Genomic DNA, 22,972 nt, shown 5'->3' with positions numbered 1-22,972 from the left:
GAGGGGCCGTACGCGCGGCGGGGGAGGGTGCGCAATAGGCTGGAGCCATGAGTGCGCTGCCGAACGTCTCGGACATCTTCGATCCGGAGGCATGGGTTCTCGCCCCCGGTGCCGCGGAATACACCGACATCACCGCCCACACGTCGGCCGACGGTCGTATCGCCCGCATCGCCTTCGACCGGCCCCAGGTGCGCAACGCCTTCCGGCCCCACACCGTCGACGAGCTGTACCGGGCGCTGGACATCGCGCGCCAGGATCCGCGCATCGGAGTGGTGCTGCTCACCGGAAACGGGCCCTCCGCCAAAGACGGCGGCTGGGCGTTCTGCTCCGGTGGTGACCAGCGCATCCGTGGCCGCGACGGCTACAAGTACTCCGACGATGAGACCGCCGTGCACGACCCTGCGCGCGCCGGACGCCTGCACATCCTGGAGGTGCAGCGCCTGATCCGCTTCATGCCCAAGGTGGTGATCGCGGTGATCCCCGGATGGGCGGCCGGTGGTGGTCACTCGCTGCACATCGTGTGCGACCTCTCGATCGCGTCGCGCGAGCACGGTCGCTTCAAGCAGACCGACGCCGACGTGGGCTCCTTCGATGCCGGCTATGGCTCGGCGTACATGGCCCGGCAGGTGGGCCAGAAGGTGGCTCGCGAGGTGTTCTTCCTCGCCGAGGAGTACTCCGCGCAGCGTGCGTACGAGATGGGTGCCGTGAACCGGGTCGTCGAGCACGCTGACCTGGAGCGGGAGGCGATCGCGATGGCGCGCACCATCCTCGGCAAGTCGCCGACGGCGATCCGCATGCTGAAGTTCGCGTTCAACGCGGTCGATGACGGCATGGTGGGCCAGCAGGTGTTCGCCGGGGAGGCCACGCGCCTCGCCTATGGCACCGATGAAGCCGTGGAAGGACGCGACAGCTTCCTGGGGAAGCGCGATCCGGACTGGTCCGCCTTCCCATACCACTACTGATGTCCGCGCTCTTCCTGGACTCGGCCACTCCGGCCGTTGAGGTCATCACCGCGGCGCGCTGCGCGATGAACGGCACAGGTCCGGTGCTCGCCCTCGGTGCCCCGGTGGCCGACGATGCGGTGCTGCCCGCAGGCACCATCGCGGTCGTCACGACATCGGGTTCCAGCGGGATTCCCAAAAGCGTGATCCTGTCGCGGTCGGCGCTCACGGCGTCGGCGATGGCCACGGCCGAGCGCCTCGGTGCGGGGGAGTGGATGCTGACGCTTGCGCCTACATATGTCGCGGGGCTGCAGGTGATCATCCGTTCGCTCGTGCAGGGTCATGATCCCGTGGTGCTTGACGGGCACTTCAGCCCCGACGCGTTCGTCGACACAGCGGGACGGATGCACGCTCAGACCGGCGGGGCGCCGGTGCCGCGTTTCGTGTCGCTCGTCCCGGCTCAGCTGCAGACCCTGCTTGATGCCGCGGATGACCCTGCCGTCGCGGGTACCGGGCGATCCTTTCGCGCCCTGCTCGTCGGCGGGCAGGCAGTCGCCCCGGCGCTCCTGGAGCGTGCCCACGAGGAGCGCTGGCGGATCGTCCGCACGTACGGATCGACCGAGACGAGCGGCGGCTGCGTCTACGACGGCCGCGCGCTCGAACGTGTGAGTCTGCGCATCGTCGACGGTGAGCTTCAGGTGGCCGGACCGACGCTGGCCGACGGCTACCTGGGCGAGCCCGAACGCACCGATGCTGCGTTTCTCACCGACCCCGACGGCGTCCGCTGGTACCGCACCGGGGATGCGGGCGCGCTCACCGACGACGGGATCCTCAGCATCACCGGACGACTGGACAACGTGATCATCTCGGGTGGCGTGAACGTGTCGCTCGATCGGGTGGAACGCGTGGTGCGTACCGTGCCCGGGTTCGAGGACGCAGTCGTCGTCGGTGCGGATCATCAGCGGTGGGGCCAGGTCCCCGTCGTGGTGACCGCCCACGCCGAACCTGGCGACGCCCTCGGCCAGCTTCGAGACGTGGTGGAGGCGGAGGTCGGCGTGGCCGGACGTCCAGACCGGATCGCGGTGGTCGCGGAGATTCCGCTCCTCGCCTCCGGCAAGCCCGACCGGCGCGCCCTCACCGCCCACGTCGCGGGCTGACCGCCCACGTCGCGTTGCGGAGTGTGCTTTCCCGCCAGGTTGCGGCGCGTGCCACGGAGTGGGATCCCCGCCGCGTTGCGGAGTGTGCTTTCCCGTGCGAGGGAGGGGAAAGATCCACGTCCCGGGGGAGGTGCGAACCGCTGCGGGCGACGAAAGTGGGGCCATGGAGAACATCGCACCCATCATCGTCATCGCCAGTTCCGCCTCCGCCGTCGCCATGGCGACCTTCACCGGCGTTGTGGCCAAGAAGCAGAACGCCGCATACCGCGCGGGCCGGGACGCCCGACGCGCAATCCGCATCGAGCGTGCCGCTCAGGGCTGACCCATAGCGCCCGCATCGGTGATCCGCGGGGTGCTCGATAGGATCGAGGGTTGTGAGCAGCACCTCGAAGAAGTCCGCATCGTCCCGCGGCCGATCGGGCAACCCGGCCAAGAAGCCGATCGCCCAGAACGCCCCCACCACGTTCGGCGACTGGGTCGGTGCCGCTCGACTGCGAACGCTGCCCCTGGCGATCGCGCCTGTCGTGATCGGCACCGGTGCGGCCAAGCTCGCCACATTCGAGTTCCACTGGGTCATCGCGCTCGCGTGCCTGGCTGTGGCGGTCCTGCTGCAGATCGGCGTGAACTACGCCAACGACTACAGCGACGGCATCCGCGGAACGGATGACTTCCGCGTCGGTCCGGCGCGACTCACCGGTGCAGGCAAAGCCAAGCCTCGTACCGTCCTGATCGTCTCGCTCACCTTCTTCGCGCTCGCGGCCCTCGCCGGCCTCGCCATCGTGATCCGGACCCAGCAGTGGTGGCTGCTCGCGGTGGGAGCTGTGTGCATCGTGGCAGCCTGGTTCTACACCGGCGGCAAGCGGCCCTACGGGTACGCGGGCCTGGGCGAGCTGTTCGTCTTCGTGTTCTTCGGGTTGGTGGCCACCCTCGGAACCACGTGGGTGCAGGCGCTCATGCTGCCGCAGGAGGCGTGGTTCGGCGCCGTCGCCGCGGGCTTCCTGGCCTGCGCCGTGCTCCTCGCCAACAACCTGCGAGACATCGACCAGGACCGACTCGCGGGCAAGCGCACGCTGACCGTGCGGATCGGCAAGCGCGCCACCCAGATCCTGTTCACGGTGCTGATCGCGCTGGCGATGCTCATCGCCGTATTCCTCGCGCTGTTCTACCCGATCGCGTGGCTCGCCCTCATGTCCCTGCTGGCGTCCGGACCCGCCATCGTCATCGTGTGGATGTACCGCAAGCCGGGTGAGCTCGTGATTGCGCTCGCCCTGGTATCGCTCTCGGCCTTGATCTATGCCGGCGCCCTGTTCTGGGCGTTCTGGGGTGTTCCGGCCGCCGCATGAGCGGTTTCGGTCGGTGGAAGATGAAAGACGCTCCGCTGAACGCGTTCAGGCGTGCGCTGTTCATCTCCTATCGCGCGGCTTTGTCTTTCGCTCGGCTTTGTCTCTTGCGCGGCGTTATCGGGGGCATTGTCGCGCGGTGATCACGGGGCTCAGGTGGCGCAATGATCGAGTGGTCCGGGCTGCTGAGCGAGCACGACCGCGGCACGCCCGCGTCGGAAGATGTCATTGGACGCGCGGAAGCTCGGCTCGGACTTCGCCTCCCCGCGGACTTCCGCCGGTTCCTGCTGTGGTCCGACGGCTATCGCGGTTCGGTGGGCGATCAGGGCTTCGATGCCGATCTGTGGAGCGCGGACGAGATCGCGTCCGGCGGGTACGAGGGTCCGGAGGATGCTGGGGTGGTCCTGATCGGCTCGAACGGTGGACCGACCGGCTACGGCGTCCTGCCCCCGGAAGCGAACCGCTTCGTGTCGATCCCGCTCGCATCATCCGATCCCGGCGAGATCCGGCACCTGGGCGGCTCATTCGCTGAGTTCCTGCGCGCGATCGCCGATGGCGACGGCTACTGAGATCGCGACAACGTGGCTCGTTCGCTGAGCCGAGACACGCGCTCCCTGGGGATCAAGACACGGACACCATCGGCGACATCCGTCCCGATTCGCGTCATGATCCGTGCCGCATGTCTTCGGGTCGCGGCGCGCGTGCGCTTGAGTCTCGCACTCAAACGCCGTCGTGAGTTCATGATCACGCGCCCAACGCATGAGCAATGTGTCAGTTCCTTCATCGATTCGGCGCAGGGTCCTGGATCTGCGACACGCGCCTGGGTGGGGTTCTCACAGCGGCCGGCGACGTGCGCGGCGACGTGTCGGATGCGCACCGGTACATGAGCTCGTCTCCGGCCGCCTGCCCCGGTCGCGTCGTGAGTTCATGACCATGCGCCCAACGTATGAGCAAATTCGCCGAGTCCCTCATCAGGTCGGCGCCGGATCATCAATTCGCGACAGCGCCCGCGTTGGGCTCCGCGATGAAAACGCTCCGGAACCGGGTCCGGAGCGTCGTTCCGACGGAGGATCAGCTCTCCGTGAGCTGATCCTCGATGTCTTCGTCGGCCACGTCGCGCTTGCGGGAGCGTGCGCCCATGTTCGCGGTGGCTGCGCTCAGCGGACGGCGCAGGAACAGGATCGACAGGCTCACACCGATCAGGGCGGCGAAGATGGCCGACAGCCAGTACCACTCGCGCAGGATCGGGAACAGCATCATGATGCCGAACGGCACCAGGAAGGCCAGGAGCCGCAGCACCGTGTACGTCAGGAGGGGAGGCAGCTTCACCCCGACAGTCTAAAGGCGAACGCTGAACAGGCCCTCAGCCCGCTCACCGCCGTACCTGCCTAGGATGGAGTCGTGGCACGCCTCATTCCCATCGTCGTGGTCGCTGCGGTCCTGTTCTGGGTCATCAGCGTGGTCGACTGCGCGTTGCAGCCACCGGTCCGCCATCGCGGAGTCTCCAAGCCCGTCTGGATCGTCATCGTTCTGCTGCTGCCCGTCATCGGCGGTGTGCTGTGGTTCTGGATCGGTCGCGGCCGTCCCGCCGTCGCTCCGGTGGCGAACCGGGCGCCCGATGACGACCCGACCTTCCTCGGGACCATCGGCGGCATGACGGCTGCCGAGCGCGCGGAGCAGGATGAGCGCATCCGTCGTCTGGAGGAGGAGCTTGCTCGTCTCGATGCCGAAGAGGCGCAGGCGAAGCCCGACGAGACGCCGACCGATCCGGATGCTCCGGCACCCGACGGCGATGACGACTCCCGCGGACGCTCGGGCGCTCGCGGCTGACATGCCCGACGACCCCCGCGCGGCAGTCGGGCTCACGGCATCGCCCGCGATGGCGGCTATGGCCGCGCTGCTCGACGAACTCGTCGTCGCCGGACTTCAGCACATCGTGCTGTGCCCGGGGTCGCGGTCGCAGGCGCTCGCCCTGCTGACGGCGGATCTGGAGCGAAGCGGACGCGTGCGCCTGCACGTGCGCGTGGACGAGAGGTCGGCCGGATTCCTCGCACTGGGCATCGGTCGTGAGAGCGGCCGGCCCGCTGCGGTCATCGTGACGAGCGGAACCGCGGTCGGCAACCTGCTGCCGGCCACGATGGAAGCCCACCACGCCGGTGTTCCAATGCTGCTGCTGACCGCCGACCGCCCCGACGAACTGCGCGGTGTCGGCGCGAATCAGGCGACGACCCAACCCGGAATGTTCTCCTCCTTCGTCCGCTTCGAGACGGACGCGGACGTTCCCACTGACGCTGCGGACACCGAGCCGTATCGGGAGCTGGCCCGGACGGCATGGCACGCGGCCGTCGGGTTTCCGGCCGGCGCAGTGCACCTGAATCTGCCCGTGCGCGAGCCGCTGGCCGGAGCGTTTCCGGACTGGTGGTCGCCCCTCGCTGGCACAGGCGGGAGGACCGCGACAGGGCAGAAAGGGGCGGACGATGTCATTGCGCCGTCGGGTCTCGCTGCGCATGCTGCGTCTGCTTTTCCGGCCGTGGCGGGCGGTCCAGGCGTGGCAGGCGCTTCTGCCGCTCCAGCGCGGGCGGGTCTCGCTGCGCATGCTGCGTCTGCTGTTCCAGCCGTGGCGGGCGCGTCTGCTGTTCCAGGAGTGGCGGGCGCTCCAGGCATGGCGGGCGCTTCTGCCGCTCCAGCGGTGGCGGGCGCTTCTGCCGCCGCGGATGCTTGTGCCGCTCCAGCCGTGGCGGGCGCTTCTCCTGTTCCACGCGTGGCGGGCGCTCCAGCCGTGGCGGGCGCTTCTCCTGTTCCACGCGTGGCGGGCGCGTCTGCCGTGGTGGACCCGTCCGTCTCGGGGCGTGCCCCCGCTGGTCCTGCGGATGAGCCTCTCGGCTGGGATCGACCCGCCCCGACGGTGCTCGTCGCGGGAGCGGACGCCGGGCCGGAGGCGGCTGCGCTCGCCGAGGATCGCGGATGGCCACTGATCGCGGAGATCGTGAGCGGCGCGCGCCTCGGCTCGAACGTCGTGCCGGCATACCGCATCGCCCTGCGCGCAGCCGAACTCGTCGACACGATTCAGCGCGTCGCCGTGATCGGTCACCCGACGCTGTCGCGGGAGGTGGCTCGGCTGCTCGCGCGCACCGACGTCGACGTTGTCGCTGTGCCGGCCACGGGCGAGCGTCTGAACCTCAACGGCCGCACGCGCGCCACCTCGATCGCTGCGCTGTACGAAGCCGCGCACGGTGACGACGACTGGTGCGATCGCTGGCTGCAGACTCCCGCCGCGGAGACGGCAGCGGCTGGCATCACCCGCGCGGCACTCGTGCGCGCGGTGTGGCACGCCAGTGAGCAGACGGATCGCGTGTTGTTCGGATCATCGCGTCTGGTGCGCGTGGCCGACGACGTGCTGGAGCCGCGCGCGGTGCGAGTGCACGCGAACCGAGGCCTGGCGGGGATCGACGGCACCATCGCGACGGCGATCGGCATCGACGCGGCGGCAGAGCGGGGCATCACGCGAGTGATCCTGGGTGACCTCACCCTCCTCCACGACGCCGGATCCCTGCTGGTTCCGGCCGACGAGCCCGATCCGCGCGTCCAGCTGGTGGTGGGCAACGACGGTGGTGGCACGATCTTCGACACGCTCGAGGTGGCGGGAGTCGCGTCGCCCGAGGCGTTCCGACGGGTGCAGTACACGCCGCAGCAGGTGGACTTCGCCGCGCTCGCCCGCGCCTACGGGTGGGATCATGTGCGGGTCACGAGCGTGGAGCACCTCGCCGAGGCGCTGGATACCCAGCACACGCGGCGCATCATCGAGGTTCCGCTGGATCGCTGATCGGTGTTCACCGGCATGTCCTCGGCCCATGCCAGAATGGCGCCATGTCGAAGACGCACCCCGGATCCTGGTCCCGCCCCGCTACCGACGCGCTGCGTGTCCGCCACGGATTCCGGTTGGCCGATGTCGACCCGCGGTCTACGCCCGGTTACGAGGGTGACAAGGAGACGGGGCGTTTCGAGCTCATCAGCGGCGTGACTCGGCTGAGCGACCTGCAGGAGCGTCTGTTCGCTTCCAGCCGGATGGGCCAGGCGCACGACAGCGTGCTCGTCGTACTGCAGGCGATGGACTCCGCAGGCAAGGGCGGCATCGTCCGTCACGTCGTGGGAGGGGTCGATCCGCAGGGAGTCTCGCTGGCCTCTTTCAAGAAGCCCACCCCCGAGGAGCTGGAGCACGACTTCCTGTGGCGGATCGAGAAGCGGCTCCCCGAGCCCGGATTCATCGGGGTGTTCGATCGGTCCCACTACGAGGATGTGCTGATCGGGCGCGTGCGGAAGCTCGCGTCACCGGAGGAGATCGAGCGACGCTACGATGCCATCGTCGAGTTCGAGAATCGCGTCGCGGCGGCGGGGATCCGGATCATCAAGATCATGCTGCACATCTCGCCGGACGAGCAGAAGGTGCGGCTGATGGAGCGACTCGAGCGCCCGGACAAGCACTGGAAGTACAACCCGGGGGATGTGGACGAGCGCGTGCTCTGGCCCGACTACATGGATGCATACCAGCACGTGTTCGACCGCACGTCGACAGACGCCGCACCATGGTTCGTCGTTCCGGCGAACCGCAAGTGGTTCGCGCGTCTCGCCGTGCAGGAGCTGCTGATCGCGACGCTCACAGACATCGCCCCGGCCTGGCCGAAGGCCGACTACGACGTCGACGCGGAGATGGCGCGGCTCGCGGCGAGCTGATCAGCGCACGGCATCGATCGATCGCCACCGCCTGCCGGATCCGAGCACGATGATGGTGACGAGGTACGCGACGCCGCCGACGACGTAGGCGGTCGTCAGCCCCAGCAGATCGACGCCGGCTCCCGCCAGCAGGGTGCCGACCGGCATGCCTGCGGCGACGCCGGTACTCAGGGCGCCGAGAGCGCGGGCTCGGATCGTGGCCGGAATCACTCGGAGGAGTGCCGTGTTCAGGATCGGGTTGAGCGGGCCCGCCAGTAGACCCGCCGCGGCCATCCCGACGAGGAGGATCGGCAGCGGCGGTCGGAGCGCCATCAGCCAGAAGATCCCGGGTCCGACGATGGTGAACAGCACCACGATGATCATCCGGCGGGGCCACCGCGCGGGGATCAGAGGCGACAGCGCGGCACCGATGAGCGCGCCGCCGGCGAAGACCGCGGTCATCGCGCCATACGCTGCGCCATCGGGGGAGTACGTGCTCGCGGCGATCGGGTTGAGCACCGAGAAGGCCGCGATGTCCAGCAGATTCGTGATGATCAGCAGCCCCACGATCGCGCGCGCGAGCGGAGTGGTCCAGACGAATCGGATGCCGGCCGTGATCCCGCGCCAGCCCAGCCCGGTGTCCTCCTGCGCAGCGTCGACAGGTTCCAACGCGATCACGGGAACGAACAGGACCGTGACTATCACCGCCCCGGCGAACAGAACAGCGGTGGCGAGGAGCGTGGGGCCGGCGCCGACAAGCGCGACGAGACCACCCGCCGCTGCCGCCCCGAGCATCATGCTCATCCGCGACACCGTCGCATCGATCGCCGTCGACTTCTCCAGGCTGAGTCCCGCCAGCACCGTGAGCTCCGGCAGCTGACTCGCTCGCGCGGCCCGACCGGGTGCATCGAGCAGGTTCGAGAAGAACACGAGCACCAGAAGCAGCCAGAACGGCAGAGCGTCGACGGCGAGCAGCACGGGGACGGCAGCGATCGTCAGTCCGCTGGCGATGTCTGCGATGATGCTCGCGCGACGGAAGCCGAGTCGGTCCACCACCACGCCGCCGAGCACGCCGCCGAGCAGGAGGGGAGCCGTCGCCGCGGTGCCCGCGAGGCCCGTCGCCCACGCGGATCCGGTGGTCTGCAGCACGATCAGCGGCATCGCGATCGTCGTGATCGCGTTGCCGAGCTGGGAGAGTGCACCCGCGGCGAAGAGCGCCATCAGCGGGCCGCGATGACGAGTGGTGGCGATCGCCACGTCACCGCCTCCCGAACGTGGCGTAGATGAAGCGCACCGGGCGGACATCGGCCTCGTCTCGTCGCTCGAATCCTCGTCGTGACCACCGTGCGGCCAGCTCCTCCACCTCACCGCGGAACTCGCTCGCTTCGGCCGCGGTGAGCCAGGAAACCGTATCGCCCAGAGTGGCCGCCTCGATCCACTCCGCCGCATCGCTCGCCTCACGGTCCAGCTGATCGAGCAGCTCCGCCTCGTAGGACTGCACGATCGTGCGCCGGAACGCCCAGCTCGCCTCTCGATGATCCTCATCCGTCTGCAGTTCGGCAGGGTCGTACTGCGTGACGTCGGCCGTGGCGCGCCACCAGCGCTCGCGTCCGTCGCGCGCGAGCTCGGGCGCCTGCGCGACGAAACCGTGGGTTGCCAGTGTCGTCAGGTGGTAGCTGATCGACCCCGGTGCGGCCGCGAGCGCGTCGGCGAGAGCCCCCACGGTCATGGCTCCATGAGTTCGCAGCTCGCCGATGATCTTCAGCCGCAGCGGGTGGGCCAGGGCTCGTAGCGCGGAGGGATCGTTCACGCGGATCGCGTCGGTCATGGTGTCAGCGTAAGTGCACAACACCTCTTGCACAAGAGTTCTTGAATATAACCGCCGTCAGGCGAGGGCCTCGACGATCGGGCGGAACTTCACGCGCGTCTCCAGCATCTCCTTCTCCGGATCCGACTCCGCGACGATGCCGGCACCGGCGTGAGCGGTGAGAGCGAACGATCCGTCCTGGTTCGCTGACACCTGGACACATCGCAGCGCGATGGCCCATTCGCCGTCACCATCGGCGTCGATCCAACCGACCGGCCCGGCATAGCGACCGCGATCGGACGGCTCCAGCTGCGCGATCAGGTCCATGGCGGTGTGCGTCGGTGTTCCGGCGACCGCAGCGGTGGGATGCACGGCACCGACGAGATCCAGACTCGATGCCGCATCGGACAGGCTGCCTTCGACGTCCGTGGCCAGGTGCCAGACGTTCGGAAGCTTGAGCGTGAACGGCTCCTCGCCGGCCACCAGTGCGGCGGTGTGAGGTTCGAGCGCGCTCAGCAGGCTGCGCACCGCGAACCCGTGCTCGTCCTGATCCTTCGTGCTGGTGCGCAAGGCGATCGCCGCAGCGTTGTCGGCATCCGTGTCGGCCCCGCGGGCGATCGTTCCCGCCAGCACGCGCGCGGTCACGGTGCCGTGTGAGACGGTGACGAGGGTCTCGGGGCTCGCACCGATGATGCCGTCCACCGCGTAGGTCCACGTGTCGGGGTAGGCGTCGTGCAGTTCGCGGGCGAGTCGGCGAAGATCCGCGCCGGCGGGGGCGGAGCCGACGAGATCGCGGGCGAGCACGACCTTCCCGACCTGCCCGGCGGCGATCGCGGCGAGCCCCGCGGACACCGCCGCCTGATACCCGGCGGGATCCAGGGCTCCGGGGCCGAGCGTCGCGGACCAGTACGGTCCCCACGGGATGGGTGTCGGATGCTCGGTCGTGCCGATCGTGGTGAGCCAGACGTCCGCGCCGCGGCGTCCGATGAGCGCCTGCGGCACCGTGAGCGTGGACGCCAGCGCCGAGCGGTCGTCGAAGGCGAGCGCACCGAAGGCGACGAGGCCCGTGCCTGCGACGCCGATCGGATCGTCGATCGTGGCCGCGGCAGCCAGCGCGCGCCATCGCTCCGCGAGGCGTGCCGCGCGGTCCGGACCGCTCTCGGACAGCACCAGGACGGGAGTGCCCGAGCCGATCAGGGCGTCGCCGCGTCGCATCCACACCAGGGGTGCGGCCGGGTCGGTGGCGGCCAGAAGATCGTCGGGAGAATCGATGCGCCGGGTCGTGACCACCAGGCGCGGAACGGACGATTCGATCACCTCCCCAGCCTAGGACGTGCGGGTTGGTTCAACGTCCGAGGGGCTCTCTAGACTGCGGGCATGGAGCGAACTGCGGGAATGCCGGTGCGGATGCTGTGGCAGAAGTGGAACGGCGCGCCGCACTGGGAGCACGACTGCATCTATCTGGGCTCAGATCAGTGGGGCGACTGGGTGGGGCAGGACGTCGGCTGGCGCAGCGAGCGTCCCGGTGCGTCCATGCCCGCGCGTTCGCGCACGCTGAGCCTGATCCCGCCATCGGGGGATCATGTGCCCACCTTCAACGCGCCGCCCCGCAGCTATGCCGTCTACATCGACATCGCGTGGGACGTGCGGTGGGACGGGGCCGACGTGGTCCGCGGCATCGACATGGACCTCGACGTCATCCGGGCGCGCGACGAGCGCGGCACCTGGATCGACGACGAAGACGAGTGGGAAGATCATCGGATCCGCTACGCCTATCCCGCCGACATCGTGCGGGAACTGGAGGAGCGCACCGCCGTCATCGCGGCGGACGTACGCGCCGCGCGGGCCCCCTACGACGACGTCACGATCGAGTTCTGGCATCGGCGTCTCGACGACGTGCTCGCGCAGCGATGAGCACCACGGACGATCGGCTCGGCCGTCCGGACGCTCTGTCCGGTGTCACCAGCGCCCGCGAATGAGACTCGGAACATGACAACCCAGACCAGCCCCGTGCCGACGGTTCGCGGCATCGCCTCACCCGCATCGACTCGATCACTCGGACGAGCGCGCGGATTGGCCGCGCTCGTCGTCATGGCCGTCACCAGCTTCATCCTCATCACCGCCGAGTTCCTCCCGGGCGGCCTCCTCACGCTGATCGCGTCAGACCTCGGTGTCACCCCCGGGCAGGCGGGGCAGGCGGTCACGGTCACCGCGCTGGCCGGACTCCTCATCGCACCGACGATCACGCTGATCGTCCCCGGTCTGGATCGGCGAGTCGTGATGACCGCGCTCGCGGCGCTCGCCGCCGTCTCCGATCTCGCCGTGGCGCTGGCACCCAACCTGCTCACCCTGCTGCTGTCGCGCCTGCTGATCGGCGCCGCAATCGGAGGCTTCTGGTCGCTGTCCCTCGCCGTGGTCGCGCGGATCACCTCGCCGAGCGGCGTCGCCCGCGGAATGATGATCGTCAACGTGGGCAACACTCTGGCCTCCGTGATCGGCGTTCCGCTGGGGATCTGGGCCAGCGCAACGCTGCCGTGGCGCGACGTGTTCGTGATCGCGGCCGGACTGTCGCTGCTGGTCGCCCTCGCGCTGCTCCTCCTCCTGCCCGCCACCCCCGCGGGTCCGCGCGCCGGCCTCGGCATCTTCTCGCGCATGCTGCGTCGTCCCGGAATCACCCCGGCACTCATCGGTCACGTGCTCGTGGTGCTGGGGCACATGGGCGCCTACGCGTTCATCCGGGTGGGTCTGGAGCGCATCCCCGAGCTGGATGCCGCTGGCATCGGGGTGCTGCTCACCGCGTTCGGTGTGGGTGGATTCCTCGGAAACCTGCTGTGCGGACTGGTGGCCGCACGTTCGCTGCGCCTGCTGTCCGCCATCGTGCCCGTGGTCATGGGCCTGATGATCGGCGCGCTCGCGCTGTTCCCGAGCTTCGGTCTGGCACTCGTGGCCACCGCACTGTGGGGTGCTTCGTTCGGTGGCTGGCTCGTGGTGGTCAACGTCTGGATCGCCCGCGTGATGCCGGACGAACTGGAGACCGGCGGCAGCCTCGTGGTGATCGGCTTCCAACTCGCCATCGTGATCGGTGCTGCGGCCGGCGGCTGGATCGTCGATCAGAGCGGTGCGTTCACCTTGTTCCTCGCCGCCGCCATCGCGGCGATCGTGGGAGGCGTGGTGTTCGCAGCATCCGCACGCTCGCGCCACTCGGAGGGCGCGACCCCGGTGTGACGACGGAAGGCGCGGCGGAAGCCCTCGTCGGAGTCGTATCCCACGGCGCGAGCCGCGAGAGAAACCGGCTCCCCGATGCGCAGCCGTCGCGCCGCCGCCGTCATCCGCACCGTCGTGACGTACTCGGCCGGCGAAACGCCCAGACACGATCGGAACCGCTCGGCGAACGCGGAGCGACCCATCGCACTCCGCGCGGCAAGCTCCGCGACCGACCACGGATGAGCGAGGTCGGCATGCACGGCATCGATCGCCTGCTGAAGGTAGGGGTCGATGGCCGGTGCCGGCCACCCCTGCGGTGCGCAGCCCTGTACCGCCCAGCGCCGCAGCGCCACCGTCAACAGGGTTGTGACGATGCGTGCGCAGACCAGCCCGTCCACGGGGGAGGGCGCGGTGTCGCACCCCAGCATCGCCACGAGTGCTGCGGCTGAGGGCTCGCGCTCGGGCAGCTCCGCGATGGAGATGGTGGCGGGAAGCTCTGCGGCACGTTCGGGCGCGCGGACGCGGACCACCGCGGCGACGAGGGCCGACGCCGCGGACAGTGCGTGCAACCGCACGGTGCCGGAGGAGTCCAGCAGCAGGTGACCGGCATGCAGACGGTCATGGGGGTGGCTTCCGGGGGCCGCCACGGTGCCCTCGTGCACGTAGATCAGCGTGGTGGTGGGCCAGGTCGGCAGCGGTTCACCGTGTTCGAGGCGCACGCGCGTGGCAGTGCGGATCTCCCATTCGGAGTCAGTGAGGAACCGGTCCAGCGCGTGAAGGTCGAGTCCCGAGTCCGTCGCGGTGGCAGTGGCGGTCGGCGTCATGACCTCAGTCAACGACGGCTGCGGTGCGCCTATTCCGCCGAACCGCTCGCGGAAGACGCGCAGGCACGGCCCCGTAGACTCGGAGGGTGAGCCCCGAATCCCAAAACCGCGCCGATCTTCACAAGGACCCGGCCCGCGTCAGCGGCATGTTCGACCAGGTCGCCGCGGCATACGATCGCACGAATTTCCTGCTCACGTTTGGCCTCGAGAAGTGGTGGCGCGTGGCCACCACGAAGGCCATCGACCCGCGCCGCGGGCAGCGCATCCTGGACCTCGCGGCCGGGACAGGGGCATCCTCGGTCGTGCTCGCCAACGCGGGTGCCGAGGTGGTCGCGGGTGACTTCTCCGCCGGCATGATCGCCGAGGGCCGCCGTCGCCATGGCACGGTACCCAACCTCACCTTTCAGGAAGCGGACGCGCTGGACCTGCCGTTCGAGGACGACACCTTCGACACCGTCACCATCTCGTATGGCCTGCGCAACGTGAACGACCCGAAGAAGGCGCTCGCGGAGATGCTGCGCGTGACCCGGCCCGGCGGACGCATCGTGATCGCGGAGTTCTCGACGCCGCCGTTCGCGCCGTTCCGCGCGCTCTATCGCTTCTACAACGCCCGCATCCTGCCGATCGTGGCGCGGTTGGCGTCCTCGAACGTGGACGCATACGACTACCTCAACGAGTCGATCGCGGACTGGCCGGACCAGCGCACTCTCGCCGGTTGGCTGCGCGAGGCCGGGTGGAGCTCTGTGGCCTACCGCGACCTCACTTTCGGGATCGTCGCGCTGCACCGGGCACGCAAGCCCGCAGCCGAGTCACGGTAGGCTGATCTGGTGACTTCGAGCCGTCCAGCCCCGGGCGCGCGGATCGCGAGCCGACTGGGCATCAGCGACCGCGTGTTCGCCGGTCCCCGCTCGCGGCGGCTGCTGGCCGCGGTCGATGCGGGGCTCGACCGCGTGGAGGCGGAACTTGCCGATGACCTGCGGGTCACGTCGCCCGTAGCCGACTCCGCGAGCCGCTATCTGCTGGAAGCGGGCGGCAAGCGCATCCGCCCGATGCTCACGCTTCTCGTGGCGCAGCTGGGCGACGGGGGCACCGATCGTGTGATCGACGCCGCCAAGGCGCTGGAGATGACGCACCTGGGCTCGCTTTATCACGACGATGTCATGGACGGCGCTGACCGACGCCGCGGTGTGCCGAGCGCACACGCGGTGTGGGGCAACAACATCGCCATCCTGACCGGAGACCTGCTGTTCGCCCGCGCCAGCCAGCTGATGGCCGGGGCGGGAGAGCGAGCCATTCGCCTCCAGGCCGATACGTTCGAGCGTCTGGTGCTCGGGCAGATGAACGAGACGGTCGGCGCGGGCGAGGGCGACGACCCGATCGACTTCTACATCCAGGTGCTGGCTGACAAGACCGGTTCCCTGATCGCCGCAGCCGCCGCAAGCGGAATCCTCTTCTCCGGTGCCGACCTCGCTCTCGAAGACCCGCTGCGCGAGTACGGCGAGAAGGTGGGCGTCGCCTTCCAACTTCAGGACGACGTCATCGACCTCTCCGCGAACGCCGAGAAGACGGGCAAGGTGCCGGGGACCGATCTGCGTGCCGGGGTTCCCACGATGCCGTCCTTGCTCCTGGACCGGTCTGAGGACCCCGCCGATCGCGATCTCGCCGATCGCATCCGTGCCGGCCAGGCCCGCGTCATCGCGGGCGAGGACCCGCGCATCCTGGATGACGAGATCGAGCAGCTGCGCGACAGCGCCGTCACCGGCCAGACGCAGGCGCTCGCCGCGCGCTGGGCCGGCGAGGCGAAATCCGCGCTGGACGCGCTGCCGAGCGGCGCCGTTCACGAGGCGCTCATCCGCTTCGCGGACGCGGTCGTCGACCGCTCCGCCTGACGCTTTTCACAGAACCTCGACGCCGCCTGGCAACGAGACGGAGGACATCATGAGCAAGCTGCGCCTGGCGATCGTCGGTGCGGGTCCCGCTGGCATCTACGCCGCGGACATCCTGCTGAAGGCAGAACGCGACTTCGACGTGTCGATCGATCTGTTCGAGAGCCTGCCCGCACCCTACGGACTGGTCCGTTACGGTGTGGCCCCAGACCACCCCCGCATCAAGGGCATCATCAACGCCCTGCGCGACGTGCTGGATCGCGGAGACATCCGCATCTTCGGCAACGTGCACTTCGGCACCGACATCACGCTCGACGATCTGAAGAAGCACTACAACGCGGTGATCTTCGCCACGGGCGGCCAGCGCGATGCCTCGCTCGACATCCCGGGGATCGACGCAGCGGGCTCCTACGGCGCCGCCGACTTCGTGAGCTGGTATGACGGCCACCCCGATGTGCCGCGTGAGTGGCCCCTGGACGCCTCCTCCGTGGCGGTGATCGGCAACGGCAACGTGGCGCTCGATGTGGCGCGCGTGCTGGCCAAGCACGCCGATGACATGCACGTCACCGAGATTCCCGACAACGTGTACGCGGGGCTCAAGGCCAGCCCGATCACCGACGTGCACGTGTTCGGTCGTCGTGGACCCACCGCGGTGAAGTTCACTCCGCTGGAGCTTCGCGAGCTCGGCGAGTTGAACGACGTCGACATGGTGGTCTACGACGAGGACTTCGACTATGACGAGGCGGCGGAGGCCGCCGTGAAGTCGAACAAGCAGATCATGGTGATGGATCGCGTGCTGCAGTCCTGGCGTCAGCGTCCCGGCGTGAACAACGCCGGGGGCGAGGCCTCGCGCCGACTGCACCTCCACTTCTACGCGAAGCCGCACGAGGTGCTGAGCGATGAGAACGGCCGCGTGCGCGCCCTTGTCGTCGAGCGCACCGCGTCGGATGGTTCGGGCGGCGTCGTGGAGACGGGGGAGTACCGCGAAGTCCCCGTTCAGGCCCTGTACCGTGCCATCGGCTACTTCGGATCGCCGCTGTCGGAGATCCCGTTCGACGAGAGGCGTGGAGTGATCCCGAACCGTGAGGGCCAGGCGATCGATCCCGCCTCGGGTGAGCAGATCCCGGGCATCTACGCGACCGGCTGGATCAAGCGCGGACCCATTGGGCTGATCGGTCACACGAAGTCCGACGCGATGGAGACGATCACGCATGTCATCGCTGACCAGGCCACCTGGTGGCAGCCGGAGGATCCCTCCGAGGAGGCGATGCCGGCGCTGCTCGCCGAGCGCGATGTGCAGTGGACCGATCTCGAGGGCTGGCACCTGCTCGACGCGCACGAGATCGCGCTCGGCCAGGACGCCGGACGAGCGCGCGTCAAGGTGGTGCCGCGCGACGAGATGGTGAAGATCTCTCGCGCCGAGGGCTGATTCTGAAAATCACAGCGCCTCCCCGCGTCTTTGTGGGGAGGCGCTGTGTTCTGCCTAGGCTGAGATCATGAGCGAGCAGACGTGGATCCCCGACGTTCTCGGCGATGGCTTCGAGCAGACCACCCTTCCGCTCGGCTCCGATGACGAGGGTGAGGTTGTCGCGACGCTGGTCCGGCTGCTGCCCGAACCCCCGACGTTCTGGGATCGGATACGCGGCAAGAAGGCCCTGTTCGACGACGTGGACGTGCTGTACGTGCACGGATGGTCGGACTACTTCTTCCAGAAGCGCCTGGCGCGCTACTGGGCAGGACTCGGGGCACGGTTCTTCGCCCTCGACCTGCGTAAATACGGTCGGAGTCTCCGCGCGGGGCAGACCGCTGGCTACGTGACCGATCTGAGCACGTATGACGAGGACATCGCGGCCGCGCTGGCCGCGATGGGATGGGAGGCCGCGCGAGGCCGTGTCGATCGTCGCCTGGTCCTCCTCGGGCATTCGACCGGCGGCCTCACCCTGTCTTTGTGGGCAGCGCGCCACCCGGGGATCGCCACCGGAGTGATCCTCAACAGCCCATGGCTGACGCTCCAACTGCCTCCAACGACGCGTGCGCTGATGGCTACGGTCCTGAACTGGTCGGCACAGCACTGGCCGACGGAACCCGGACCGCAGCTGGACGGCGGCTTCTACACGCGCGCGCAGCACGAGGTGGCCGAGCCCGATGACGAGCCGGTGAACCTGGACTGGCGGCCGGAGCAGACGATGCCCGTGTATGCGGGCTGGCTGCACGCTGTGGTGCAGGGGCAGACACGCGTGCAGGCGGGGCTGGACATCGACGTGCCGGTCTGCGTGATGACATCCGCCCGCAGCGCCGTGCCCCTCCGGTGGAGCGATGAGCTCACGCAGGCGGACAGCGTTCTGGTGGTGGCAGATATCGTGCAGGCTGCGACCCACCTCGGCCGCACCGTCTGGTTGGAGCGGATCGACGGCGCTCTGCACGACGTCTTTCTCTCTCGGCACGACGCGCGGGATGACGCGTATCGACGCTTGGATCTCACCGCGCGCCGGATGCTCACGGCGTCGCTGCCGGAGCCGCAGGCGACCGTCTGACGCTCTGCCGCGAGCATGTGAGGATTCTCATGCGCGATTAGGCGCGGGGTGATCCAGCGGCTATAGTCCTCACCTTTTGCGACAAAAAGCCCGAGGGGGCCGCGATGCGTGAGCATCGCGACCCCCTCGGGTCGATCAGTCAGATCAGCTGTTCTTCGCTGCGCGGATCCGGCGCGAAGCCATGATCACGCCACCGGCGACGAACAGGAACAGTGCGCCGAGCGCCAGCGGGCTGGCATCGCCCTGACCCGTGGTGGGCAGGGTCGGCTTCGGGGCCGGGCCCGTGGTCGGGGGCGTGGTGGGAACCACGACGGCCTCGACCGTGAACGCGACCTCGGCAGCGTTGCTGGCCACGCCGTCGATGGCCTGGGTGGCGCTGACCGAGTAGGTTCCGGCGGCCAGGTTGCCCGGGAGGGCGATGACCCAGGTGCCGGTCTCTGCTGCGGCGTTCGCCTCAGCGGCGAGAGCAGCGGCGCCAGCCGAAGCCGACGGAGCCGGGCTCGGAGTGGCGGCAGCGACGACCTCGGTGGTGCCGACCTTCTCGCCGTTCAGCGAGACGGTGACGGTGGCGCCGACGATGCCGGTACCGGTGACGGCGGCGGGCGTGGCGCCCTCCGTGAAGGTCGAGCCGTTAGCCGGAGCCGTGATGACCGGAGCAACCGGGATCACGCTGAAGTCCAGCGTCGCCGCAGCGGACGTCTGTCCGCCGATGCTCTGCGTGGCAGAGATGCCGTACTGACCGTAGGTGGCGGCCGGGTCGACCGTGATGACCCAGGTGCCGTCATCCTTGACCGTGGCGGTGCCCTCGACGTCACCGGTGAGGGTGACGGTGGCGCCGGCCACACCGGTGCCGGTGACCTTCGAGACCGAGGTCTCGGTCGGGTTCGACGGAGCGGTGAAGGTCGGAGCGGCGGGAACCACGGTCACGGCACCGTTGACGGAGTCGGACTTGTTGTAGCCGCTGTCCTTGGCGATGACCGAGAACTTGTACTCGCCCCATGCGGCCGGAGCCGGGAAGGACCAGTTGCCGGAACCGTCAGCGGTCACCGTGATGGGGTCGCCCGACTCCGGGGTGACCACAACGGTCAGGCCGGGGGTCGCGGTGCCGGAGATCGTGGTGCCCGGGGTGACCTTGCCAGAGGTGGCGACGGTGGGCTTGGCGATGTCGAGCAGAACCGAGTAGCCGCCCGTGAGCGCCAGACCGTCGATCAGGTCAGCACCGAGCGTGATCTCGGAGCCATCGCTGAGCTCGCCACCGGCCGACAGCACGCCGACAGCGGTGGTGCCCTGCACCATCGCGCCGCCCGAGTCGCCGTGGTCGGAGTGAGCGTCGGTGCCGAAGCCGTGCACGTAGCGCGTGCCGTCCACGAGGTACCAGACGTTGGTCATGGTCACGGTGCCGGTGGTGTAACCGGTCGTGCGGCCAGAGCGTGCGATCGGACCGAAGTCGGCCGTGCCGACCGCGGTGACCTTGCTGACGATGGAAGCTGCGAGGTCATCGGAGCTGGCGGAAGACCAGTCGGTGACGCCCGGGATCAGCGTGAGGTCGGGGTTGAGCACGTCGTACACCGAGATGTCCACGGACGTGATGTCGTCCTCAGCGCCACCCGTGTTGTTCGGGCCGCCGAACTGGCTGAAGGCGAGCTCGCCGATGAGGGCGCCGGGCTCGAAGCCGTCGCCGCCGTTGGCCTCTGCGCTGGAGGGGACCTCGAAGCCCGCGAGGGTCGAAGCGCCGTCGTCGGTGCAGTGACCGGCAGAGATGAAGGCAGGCTTGCCGTCCGGGGTCCATCCCGGGAAGCCGATGGAGCAGGCACCCGTGATGTTGCCGTCGTCGTCCGCCGCGAGGTAACCAGCGCCCGCAACGAGGTCGTTGCTGCTCAGCGAGGTGATCTCACCCTTGAGGTAGCGGACCTCGACGTTGCTGTGCTTGTCGGCGAACTGGTCCGCAGCGCTCGGAGCGCTGGAGCGGAGGTTCTTGGACTGCTCGGTGGCGAGGATGACGACCTTGCCGTCGGCGTCGACACCGACGGCCTGGACGGCGTCGTCGGCGGCGAGCAGCGCCTGAGCGTTGGCGTCGAATGCCTCACCAGATGTGGGAGCCGGCGTGGTCTCGTCGGCCTGCGCTGCCAGCGGCGCAAGGCCACCGACAAGAGCGAGCGCGAGACCGGCAGTGGTACCCACCGCGGCGATGCGTCGTTTGCTGTTGTTCATCGTTTCTCTCTGCGTTGTGTGTTGGTTAGCCATCAGGCAGAAGGTCACGAAGCCGCGCGCATGCGGCAGAGTTCCCCTTATGGCGTCGTCGGAGACACGCCGCTTTCAGGCTACGCGGGGATGCGCGTGAGGCAAAGTCATCGGAGACACTCACTTGGCTCTCAGCATGAGAAAGTTCTCATCTTTCTCATCAAGCTTTGTTCGATCGATGAGCGGGCACTGGCAATTGTCAGCCGCGATCACGAGACTGGCGACATGGTTCGGACACTGGGAAAGCTCCTGCTGGTCGCGGCACTTGCCGCTCCGTTGGTCGCGTGCGCGACGAACGCTTCGGCTGGGGCGGGATCGTCGGGCTCGCCGTCCGTGTCTCCCAGCCCGAGTCGCCCGTCACTCCTGAACCCGACCCCCACGCCTGTCGCGTCTGCGGCGGCGGGCGATCGCGCGTTACTCGAGGCAGCTCTCGGAACGTGGGGTGATGCTGCGGGTGCGTACCTGACGTTTACCCCGGACGGTCGCGTGCTGGGCTCCGATGGCTGCAACGGCATCGGTGGAACCTTCGCCGCCAGCGGCGACGTCATCTCCCTCACGCGCACGCCCTCCACGATGAAGGCGTGTCCGGACGTCGACACCTGGCTCAGCGGCGTGCGTTCCGTGAAGATCGACGCCGAACAGCTGATCATCCTCGACCGCGGCGCGACCGAGATCGGCACGCTCCCGCGCACGGCCTAATCATTGCGTAATGCGAAACCCCGCCTCCGTCGGAGGCGGGGTTTCGCATGACGATCAGCGGTAGTTGATGAACGGTGACCTGGTGATAGCCGGTTGTTGGCTGTCGTCGTCTCCCGCGTGATTCCGCGGAAGTAGTGATAGTTCGTGGTGGTCGATGGTCGCCCGTTTCAGGGACTTTTGCGGACTATCGTGTGACTTTGAGGAGCCCCGTGTACGAGATCGACGGAACGCGCTGGTACGACTACGTGGGAGCTGCGCGCCGAGTCGGGCGCACCACGGGCACGATGAAACGGTGGCGGCGTGAAGGGATGCCGATGAGCTGGCGCAACGGCGTCCGCGTCGTGCATGAGGAGGTGCTGTTGGCGACCTACCGGCAGCGGCTAATGAACGATCCCGTGCACCGCCACCGCATCCGTGCGGCCGCTCAGGCGCGTGCCGCCGCGAAGCGCTGACCGCTCAGAGGCTGTTCCACCAGTCGATGACGTCGTCCCGGTAATAGCGCCATTGGCCGCTGCCGGGAAGCTGGCGAGGTCGTGGCCCTTCCGGAGGCTTGGCCGCCCGCCAGCGATCGAGAGTTCGCGGGTGGACTTGAAGGATCTTCCCGAGCTGCGCCGGCGTCATGATCAGCGGCCACTCCGCTGGCCCGAGATCCGGCACGGCCAGCTTCGGCACCGGTGGCGGGCTTGGGATCTGCTTCGCTCTGGACGCGATGAGTTGTTGTGCGCGTTCCTCCGCGAGCTGCAGCGCGGCATCCGCGAGCAGCCGCGCGTACGCTTCGACCTGGTTCTCTCCCATGTCGGCGACAGTAGGCCCGGGACCCTCCCGCCATGAGCGCCGGTTCTGCAACGATCGCCGCCGGCGACTGTGCCACCGTAGCTCTGTCAGAACTCGTCCGGATGCTTGACGTAAGGCAGATCACTGGGGGGAGCCAACTCCACCTGCGTGAACGGGTAGTACCTGAGGTCCTGGTCCTGGAGGAGCCTGCGGCGGAACGTCGCCGCCTCCTTGGAGCTCCGAAACGTCGCCCAGGGCGCCGATCCGGGACCGACTGGGCGCGGCCAGTGCCGGTCCTTGAAACGCTGAGTTCGAGTACGGCTATCCCATTCGTCGATGTCCGCGTTGTACCGCTTGCCCAACGCTCCGGCCGGTGTCAGAGGCTCCCAGCGCATATTGACTGTGCCTCTGTCCTCGTGGTCACCATAGATCACAATTAGCCAAGCGTCCTGGATCTGCGTGGATGTCACCGCGAGGGTGAAGGATGCGCCACTGCCGAGCACCCGGGGAGCGCGGTGCTCAGCGAACAACACCGGGCGAGCACCCACCATCCCGCCATAGTGGAAGAGCGCCGGGCCGCGACCGCTGTTTGTGATCTCCAGCAGGTGGTAGGCCTGACCGTCTCGTCGCATGACTCCAAACAGGTCGTATGACAACACCACCAGCGGAACCTGCCGACGTGAGCGAACCACCTCACGAATAGCGAACACCAACGCGCCAAGCGAAACCAACTGAGCGACTACTCCTAGGGGCGTCCACCACACCCAGGTAGCAACCGAACCCCACCACGACACGGCCAGCATGCGCGTGAGCCTACCGCCTCACGCCCCACCCCAAAGAAATCCAGACACCCCC

The 22,972-nt window shown here is 68.6% G+C and carries 24 protein-coding genes; 16 read left to right on the top strand and 8 right to left on the bottom strand.

Translation table 11 applies throughout. The features are described 5' to 3' along the window. Positions 1–47: 47 nt before the first annotated feature. The 5 genes from ACI3KU_RS08930 to ACI3KU_RS08910 all read left to right on the top strand — a co-directional run bounded on the left by ACI3KU_RS08930 (position 48) and on the right by ACI3KU_RS08910 (position 4,007). Positions 48–962: a 1,4-dihydroxy-2-naphthoyl-CoA synthase gene (locus ACI3KU_RS08930; protein WP_404921964.1), complete on the top strand. Its 915-nt coding sequence runs from the start codon at positions 48–50 to the stop codon at positions 960–962. Beyond that, complete coding sequence (locus ACI3KU_RS08925) at positions 962–2,098, top strand: AMP-binding protein (protein ID WP_404921963.1); 1,137 nt, start codon at positions 962–964, stop codon at positions 2,096–2,098. Before ACI3KU_RS08930 ends, ACI3KU_RS08925 begins: the two co-directional genes overlap by 1 nt. A gap of 163 nt (positions 2,099–2,261) precedes the next feature. Continuing rightward, entirely contained in the window at positions 2,262–2,420 is a 159-nt protein-coding gene (locus ACI3KU_RS08920; RefSeq protein ID WP_404921962.1) for a hypothetical protein, read from the top strand. A 52-nt stretch (positions 2,421–2,472) separates the two neighbouring features. Continuing rightward, positions 2,473–3,441: a 1,4-dihydroxy-2-naphthoate polyprenyltransferase gene (locus ACI3KU_RS08915; RefSeq protein WP_404921961.1), complete on the top strand. Its 969-nt coding sequence runs from the start codon at positions 2,473–2,475 to the stop codon at positions 3,439–3,441. A gap of 161 nt (positions 3,442–3,602) precedes the next feature. Continuing rightward, complete coding sequence (locus ACI3KU_RS08910) at positions 3,603–4,007, top strand: SMI1/KNR4 family protein (protein WP_404921960.1); 405 nt, start codon at positions 3,603–3,605, stop codon at positions 4,005–4,007. 502 nt (positions 4,008–4,509) lie between these two features. On the opposite strand, the gene ACI3KU_RS08905 is transcribed toward ACI3KU_RS08910, so the two are convergent. Then, positions 4,510–4,767 carry a DUF4229 domain-containing protein gene (locus ACI3KU_RS08905; protein WP_404921959.1) on the bottom strand — a complete coding sequence of 86 codons (258 nt, stop codon included), beginning with the start codon at positions 4,765–4,767 and terminating at the stop codon, positions 4,510–4,512. A gap of 72 nt (positions 4,768–4,839) precedes the next feature. On the opposite strand from ACI3KU_RS08905, the gene ACI3KU_RS08900 reads away from it, so the two are divergent. The 3 genes from ACI3KU_RS08900 to ACI3KU_RS08890 are packed head-to-tail and all read left to right on the top strand — an operon-like array spanning position 4,840 to position 8,169. Beyond that, positions 4,840–5,268 (top strand): PLDc N-terminal domain-containing protein, encoded by a 429-nt coding sequence (locus ACI3KU_RS08900; protein WP_404921958.1) that lies wholly within the window; start codon positions 4,840–4,842, stop codon positions 5,266–5,268. Continuing rightward, complete coding sequence (locus tag ACI3KU_RS08895) at positions 5,231–7,261, top strand: thiamine pyrophosphate-binding protein (protein WP_404921957.1); 2,031 nt, start codon at positions 5,231–5,233, stop codon at positions 7,259–7,261. The genes ACI3KU_RS08900 and ACI3KU_RS08895 overlap by 38 nt, the downstream gene beginning before the upstream one ends. 44 nt (positions 7,262–7,305) lie before the next feature. Further along, the gene (locus ACI3KU_RS08890) at positions 7,306–8,169 is read left to right on the top strand and encodes a PPK2 family polyphosphate kinase (protein WP_404921956.1); all 864 of its coding nucleotides are present in this window, start codon (positions 7,306–7,308) and stop codon (positions 8,167–8,169) included. Here ACI3KU_RS08890 and ACI3KU_RS08885 read toward each other — a convergent pair whose 3' ends face one another. Genes ACI3KU_RS08885 through ACI3KU_RS08875 form a run of 3 tightly spaced genes read right to left on the bottom strand, consistent with a single transcriptional unit; the run spans position 8,170 to position 11,272 of the window. After that, a complete protein-coding gene (locus ACI3KU_RS08885; RefSeq protein ID WP_404921955.1) occupies positions 8,170–9,405 on the bottom strand; it encodes an MFS transporter in 1,236 nt (411 codons plus the stop codon). A 1-nt stretch (position 9,406) separates the two neighbouring features. Continuing rightward, positions 9,407–9,976 (bottom strand): helix-turn-helix domain-containing protein, encoded by a 570-nt coding sequence (locus ACI3KU_RS08880; protein ID WP_404921954.1) that lies wholly within the window; start codon positions 9,974–9,976, stop codon positions 9,407–9,409. A gap of 57 nt (positions 9,977–10,033) precedes the next feature. Next, the gene (locus ACI3KU_RS08875) at positions 10,034–11,272 is read right to left on the bottom strand and encodes an isochorismate synthase MenF (protein ID WP_404921953.1); all 1,239 of its coding nucleotides are present in this window, start codon (positions 11,270–11,272) and stop codon (positions 10,034–10,036) included. A gap of 60 nt (positions 11,273–11,332) precedes the next feature. Between ACI3KU_RS08875 and ACI3KU_RS08870 the strand changes: the two genes are divergently transcribed. After that, positions 11,333–11,869 carry a DUF402 domain-containing protein gene (locus ACI3KU_RS08870; protein WP_404921952.1) on the top strand — a complete coding sequence of 179 codons (537 nt, stop codon included), beginning with the start codon at positions 11,333–11,335 and terminating at the stop codon, positions 11,867–11,869. A gap of 75 nt (positions 11,870–11,944) precedes the next feature. Further along, a complete protein-coding gene (locus ACI3KU_RS08865) occupies positions 11,945–13,180 on the top strand; it encodes an MFS transporter (RefSeq protein WP_404921951.1) in 1,236 nt (411 codons plus the stop codon). Here the strand turns inward: ACI3KU_RS08865 and ACI3KU_RS08860 are convergent. Further along, on the bottom strand, positions 13,066–13,983 hold the full coding sequence (locus ACI3KU_RS08860) for a helix-turn-helix domain-containing protein (protein ID WP_404921950.1): 918 nt from the start codon (positions 13,981–13,983) through the stop codon (positions 13,066–13,068). The genes ACI3KU_RS08865 and ACI3KU_RS08860 overlap by 115 nt on opposite strands. An 86-nt stretch (positions 13,984–14,069) precedes the next feature. Between ACI3KU_RS08860 and ACI3KU_RS08855 the strand changes: the two genes are divergently transcribed. From ACI3KU_RS08855 to ACI3KU_RS08840, 4 genes are all read left to right on the top strand, one after another. Then, complete coding sequence (locus ACI3KU_RS08855) at positions 14,070–14,801, top strand: class I SAM-dependent methyltransferase (RefSeq protein WP_404921949.1); 732 nt, start codon at positions 14,070–14,072, stop codon at positions 14,799–14,801. A gap of 9 nt (positions 14,802–14,810) precedes the next feature. Continuing rightward, positions 14,811–15,872 (top strand): polyprenyl synthetase family protein, encoded by a 1,062-nt coding sequence (locus ACI3KU_RS08850; protein ID WP_404921948.1) that lies wholly within the window; start codon positions 14,811–14,813, stop codon positions 15,870–15,872. Positions 15,873–15,921: 49 nt separating this feature from the next. Continuing rightward, entirely contained in the window at positions 15,922–17,298 is a 1,377-nt protein-coding gene (locus ACI3KU_RS08845) for an FAD-dependent oxidoreductase (protein WP_404921947.1), read from the top strand. Between the two features lie 67 nt (positions 17,299–17,365). After that, positions 17,366–18,403: an alpha/beta hydrolase gene (locus ACI3KU_RS08840; protein WP_404921946.1), complete on the top strand. Its 1,038-nt coding sequence runs from the start codon at positions 17,366–17,368 to the stop codon at positions 18,401–18,403. Positions 18,404–18,547: 144 nt separating this feature from the next. Here ACI3KU_RS08840 and ACI3KU_RS08835 read toward each other — a convergent pair whose 3' ends face one another. Further along, positions 18,548–20,614, bottom strand: coding sequence for an Ig-like domain-containing protein (locus tag ACI3KU_RS08835; protein ID WP_404921945.1), 2,067 nt, complete (start codon positions 20,612–20,614; stop codon positions 18,548–18,550). Between the two features lie 255 nt (positions 20,615–20,869). Here ACI3KU_RS08835 and ACI3KU_RS08830 point away from each other — a divergent pair, with 255 nt between their 5' ends. After that, positions 20,870–21,343, top strand: coding sequence for an META domain-containing protein (locus ACI3KU_RS08830; RefSeq protein WP_404921944.1), 474 nt, complete (start codon positions 20,870–20,872; stop codon positions 21,341–21,343). A gap of 209 nt (positions 21,344–21,552) precedes the next feature. Then, a complete protein-coding gene (locus ACI3KU_RS08825) occupies positions 21,553–21,795 on the top strand; it encodes a hypothetical protein (protein WP_404921943.1) in 243 nt (80 codons plus the stop codon). A gap of 4 nt (positions 21,796–21,799) precedes the next feature. Here ACI3KU_RS08825 and ACI3KU_RS08820 read toward each other — a convergent pair whose 3' ends face one another. Then, positions 21,800–22,138, bottom strand: a complete 339-nt coding sequence (locus ACI3KU_RS08820) for a hypothetical protein (protein WP_404921942.1) — start codon at positions 22,136–22,138, stop codon at positions 21,800–21,802. 86 nt (positions 22,139–22,224) lie between these two features. Then, positions 22,225–22,920 carry a hypothetical protein gene (locus ACI3KU_RS08815; protein ID WP_404921941.1) on the bottom strand — a complete coding sequence of 232 codons (696 nt, stop codon included), beginning with the start codon at positions 22,918–22,920 and terminating at the stop codon, positions 22,225–22,227. Positions 22,921–22,972 lie beyond the last annotated feature (52 nt).

Origin of the sequence: Microbacterium sp. ZW T5_56 (genome assembly GCF_044987425.1) — a bacterium.
Taxonomy (GTDB): Bacteria; Actinomycetota; Actinomycetes; order Actinomycetales; family Microbacteriaceae; genus Microbacterium.
This window is presented reverse-complemented; position numbering and strand designations above follow the sequence as displayed.